The 5,305-nt window shown below is 71.4% G+C and carries 2 protein-coding genes; both read right to left on the bottom strand.

Features of this window, described 5'->3' with window-relative positions; all coding sequences use genetic code 11:
* The coding region (locus ACWC0C_RS47945; protein WP_450871493.1) for a type I polyketide synthase at nt 1-1,886 on the bottom strand (1,886 nt) is incomplete at its 3' end.
* Between the two features lie 13 nt (nt 1,887-1,899).
* On the bottom strand, nt 1,900-5,305 hold a 3,406-nt coding region (locus tag ACWC0C_RS47940), incomplete at its 5' end, for an SDR family NAD(P)-dependent oxidoreductase (protein WP_450871492.1).

The following is a 5,305-nucleotide window of genomic DNA, read 5'->3' as shown; positions in this document are numbered from 1 at the left end:
AGCGCCACCTCAACCGCGAACAACGCCACCTGCGTGAACTCCGTCGAGTTCAGCACATCACCATCAGACCCCAGCAGCTCACGCAGCGAACGCCCAAGCCGCGGATCAACCTCCGCACACACCTCACTCAAGGCCCGCTCGAACACCGGGAACGCCTTAGCCAACTCCAGGCCCATACCGGCACGCTGGGACCCCTGCCCCGTGAACAAGAACGCCGACTTACCCGCAACCGCCGACTCGCCGAGCGTCAACTCACCAAGCTGCGCGACCAGTTCATCCCTGTCACGGGCCACCACAACGGCCCGGCGATCCAGCAACGCCCGCGACACCACCAGCGAATACGCCGCATCCACCACCGACACATCCGGCCGGGACAGCACATGCGAACGCAACCGCTCCGCCTGCGCCCGCAACGCCACATCGTTCCGCGCCGACACGACGAACGGCAACGGTGCCAACGGTTCGGCCCGCTCGTCCGTCATCGGCTCCTCGGCCGGTGCCTCCTCGACGATGATGTGGGTGTTGGTGCCGCTCACGCCGAACGACGACACACCCGCACGCCGCGGACGACCGTCCGAGGTCCACTCCCGGGCCTCGGTCAGCAGCTCGACCCGGCCGGACTCCCAATTCACGTGCGGCGAGGGCTCGTCCGCGTGCAGGGTCTTCGGCAGCACCCCGTGGCGCATCGCCATCACCATCTTGATCACACCGGCCACACCCGCAGCGGCCGACGTGTGACCGATGTTCGACTTGATCGACCCCAGCCACAGCGGATCCCCCTCCCGCTCCCGGCCGTACGTCGCCAGCAACGCCTGCGCCTCGATCGGGTCCCCGAGCACGGTGCCCGTGCCATGGCCCTCGACCGCGTCCACGTCGGACGGACGCAGGCCGGCGCCGGCGAGCGCCTGCCGGATCACCCGCTCCTGCGACGGACCATTCGGCGCCGTAAGACCGTTACTCGCGCCGTCCTGGTTCACCGCACTGCCCCGGATCAGACCCAGGATCCGCCGGCCGTTGCGCTTGGCGTCCGATAGCCGCTCCAGCACCACCAGGCCGACACCGTCGGAGAAACCGGTCCCGTCCGCCGACGCCGAGTAGGCCTTGCACCGGCCGTCCGTCGCCAGGCCGCGCTGGCGGCTGAACTCCCGCAGCATGAAGGGGCTGGGCATGAGGGTCACACCGCCGGCGAGGGCCAGCGCGCACTCGCCCGCCCGTAGAGCCTGCGCGGCCAGGTGCAGGGTCACGCCGGAGGAGGAGCAGGCCGTGTCCACCGACACCGCGGGCCCCTCCAGGCCGAACAGGTAGGAGATGCGGCCGGAGGAGACGCTGCCCGAGCCGCCCGTGAGCTGGAACCCCTCCAGCTGGGGCAGGCTCTTGTCCGGGCCCACGCCGTAGTCGGTGACGCTGAGTCCGCAGTAGACGCCGGTGTCGCTGCCCCGCAGCGAGGTCGCGTCGATGCGGGCGTGCTCGAACGCCTCCCAGGCCGCCTCCAGCAACAGACGCTGCTGCGGGTCCATCGCCAGCGCCTCGCGCGGACTGATCCCGAAGAACTCCGCGTCGAACTCCCCGATCCCCTCCAGGAAGCCGCCGCCCTGGGCGTAGATCTTCCCGGGCTGGTCGGGGTCGGGGTCGTAGAGCCGCTCCAGGTCCCAGCCGCGGTCGGTGGGGAGCCCGGAGATGGCGTCGCGCCCGGAGGCCACCAGCTCCCACAGCTCCTCCGGCGAGGTCACGCCACCCGGGTACCGGCAGCTCATGCCGATGATCGCCACTGGTTCGGTGGCCCGGGACTCGACCTCTTCGAGCTGGGCCCGGGTCTCGTTGAGTTCGAGCGCCACTTTCTTGAGGTAGCGGACGAGCTTTTCCTGCTGATCGATGTTCTCCGTCATCTCCGTGCCCCCGTTACTCGTCGCCCAAGTCGACATCGATCATCTGGAAGATCTCTTCCGCCGTGGTCGCGGCCTCGAGCCGCTCCCTGGTGCCCTGCCTCTTGCCGCCCTGGGCGCCGTCGCCCGCGTCGGCGCTGATACCGGCCAGCAGGGCGCGCAGGTGCTTGGCCACCCGCTGCTGCTCCTCCGCGGAGCTGGTAGCGAGCATGTCGCCGAGCTTCCTCACCTCTTGGTCGATGAGGGGTTCGGCCGGCGTCCCGCCGCCGAGTTCCGCCAGCAACAGGCCGGCGACCGCGCTCGGGGTGGGGTGGTCGAAGACGAGGGTGGCGGGCAGCCGTACGCCGGTGGCCTGGGCGAGCCGGTTGCGCAGCTCGACCGCGCTCAGCGAGTCGAACCCGAGCTCCTTGAACGCCCGCTCCGGGTCGACGGACGCGGCCGAGGCATGCCCGAGCACACCCGCGACCTGCGCCTGGACCAGCTCCAGCACGATCCGCTCACGGTCCGCCTCCGGCACCCCGGCCAACCGCTGTGCCAGCACCGCGGCGCCCGCGTCGACCGCCGCCCGGAACGGCATGCGCACCAGCCCGCGCAACAACGGCGCAAGCATCCCCGCACGGGCCTGCGCACGCAACGCCCCCGTCTCCAGCAGTACCGGAGCCACCACAGCCGCATCCACCTCCAGCGACCGGTCGAACAACGCGGGACCGGTCTCCGCGGTGAGCGCACTGACACCCATGCGCTCCAGGCGAGCCAGCTCGGCCTCGTCCAACTGCGCCGTCATGCCGGCCGTGCCCGACCACAGACCCCACGCCAGCGAGACGGCCGGGAGACCCGCCGCCCGGCGGAGCCCTGCCAGGGCGTCCAACGTGGCGTTCGCCGCGGCGTAGTTGCCCTGACCGGGGCTGCCGATCAGCGCGGAGACCGAGGAGAAGAGCACGAACGCCGCCAGGTCGGCGTCGGCCGTCAACTCGTGCAGGTGCCAGGCCGCGTCCACCTTCGGCCGCATGACCCGCCCGATCTGATCGGGTGTCAGCGACTCGATGACACCGTCGTCGAGTACACCGGCCGCGTGGACCACCGCCGTCAGCGGTCGCTCGATCGAGCCGAGCGCAGCGGCCAGTTGCTCGCGGTCGGACACGTCACAGGCCACGACCCGGGCCTCGCAGCCGAGGCCCTTCAGCTCCGCCACCAGCTCGGCGGCACCATCGGCCTCCAGACCTCGTCGGCTCAGCAGCAGCAGATGACGTAGGCCGTGCGCGGCCGCGAGGTGCCGGGCGAACACGGCGCCCAAACCACCCGTACCGCCAGTGATCACTGCGGTGCCCTCGGGGTCGAGCACGGTCATCGACTCACCGGAGGACGCACGCGACAGCCTCGGCGCCAGCAACCTCCCGCCCCGCACGGCGAGTTGGGGTTCATCGGCGCCCAGCACCGCACCCCAGTCCGGCTCGTCGCCGTCCACGTCCACGTCCACGAGGAGGAACCGGTCGGGGTGTTCGGACTGCGCACTGCGCAACAGACCCCACACCGCCGCCTGGGCGATGTCCGGTGCCTCACCGTCGACGGCGCACACCGCACCCCGGGTCACCACCACCAACCGGGCCCCACCCAGCCGCTCACTGGCCAACCACCGCTGCACCAGCCCCAGCGCCTCGGCGGCGGCGTGCCGGGCAGCTACCGCCGCGTCCCCATCCGGGGTGACGACCGAGGCCAGCACCAGCTCCGGCACGGGACCGCCGTCGGCCACGGCCTGTTCCACCTCGGCCACATCACCGAGCACCGCAACCCGCACGGAGCCGGCCGCACCCGCCGTGACCGGCGTCCAGTCGAGCCGGTGGACCGGCTGTCCACCGCCCCGGCGCAGGCGCTCCAACTGGGCGGGGTCGACCGGACGCATGTCCAGCCGGCCCAGGCTCAGCACCGGCTCGCCCTGCTCGGACACCGCGTCCACGCGCAAAGCGGCGTCACCCGAGGGCGAGATCCGTACGCGAACCCGTGACAGACCCGTGCGCCCCACGGTCACCTTCGACCACGAGAACGGCAGAATCGTCGCACCGCCGCCCGAGCCCCTCTCGGCGAACGCACTGTGCAGCGTCGCGTCGAAGAGCGCCGGGTGGACACCGAAGCTCTCGCCACCGGTGTCGCCGGGCAGGGCGACCTCGGCGAACACCACATCACCGGCACGCCACGCCGCACGCACACCCTGGAACGCGGGCCCGTAGTCGAACCCCAGCTCCGCCATCCCGGCGTACAGCTCGCCCGCGGTCATCTCCGCACCCTCGGCGGGCGGCCACTGCGCCGGAACCCACGACGATGCCGGCGCGGTGTCCTGCGCGGCGAGCCATCCCCGCGCGTGACAGGTCATCTCGCCATCGCCATCACCATTGCCATTGCCATTGCCGTGGCCATCGCCATGGCCGTCCCCGGCTTCGGCCTCGGGGCGGGCGAAGACCGCCACCTCACGGCGCCCGTCCTCACCCGCGGCACCCACAGTGACCCGCAGCTGAGCACTCCGCCCCTCTTCCAGCAGGAGCGGCGCCTCCATCACCAGCTCGTCCACCACCGGCACACCCACCCGGCGACCGGCCACCGACGCCAGCTCCACCCACGCCGTACCTGGGACGATCACCACACCCAGCACCACGTGATCCCGCAGCCACGGCTGCGCCTCGGTGGATATACGGCCGGTGAAGACCCACTCGTCACGGTCACCGACCTGCACGGCCGCCGCGAGGACCGGGTGCTCGATCCGGTCCAGGCCCGCCGCAGCGACATCACCGGCCTGCGCCGTCGGCATCAACCAGTAGTTCTCACGCTGGAAGGCATAGGTGGGCAGATCGACGCGCTTCGCGCCGGTACCCGCGTACACCGCCTCCCAGTCGACTACCACTCCCGCGGCGTGCGCTTGACCGAGCGAAAGCATGAAACGGGCGAGGCCCCCCTTGTCCCGCTGCAGAGACCCGACCACCGCCACCCGGCCGACCGCGTCCCGCGCCTCGACGGTGTCCTCCACCGCCATCGTGAGCACGGGGTGGGGGGACATCTCCAGGAAGCATCCGGCGCCCTTGTCGATGAGGGCGCGGACGGCGGGCTCGAAACCGACCTGGCTGCGCAGGTTGGTGTACCAGTACCCGGCATCCATCGTGGCCGTGTCGACGATCGCACCGACCGCCGTGGAGTACACGGGGATCGTTCCGGCCGTCGGCAGCACCGGTGCCAGAGCTTCCCTTAGCTCCGCTTCCAGCGCCTCGACCTGTGCGGTGTGGGAGGCGTAGTCCACGGTGACGCGGCGGGCCCGGACACCGTCCCGCTTGCACACCGTCTGCACCTCGTCCAGCGCGCCGGGTTCACCCGCGACGACCACCGCCGCCGGACCGTTCACCGCCGCCACCGACACCCGGCCCCCATACGGAGCGATC

The organism is Streptomyces sp. NPDC001709, from assembly GCF_053596375.1.
This window is presented reverse-complemented; position numbering and strand designations above follow the sequence as displayed.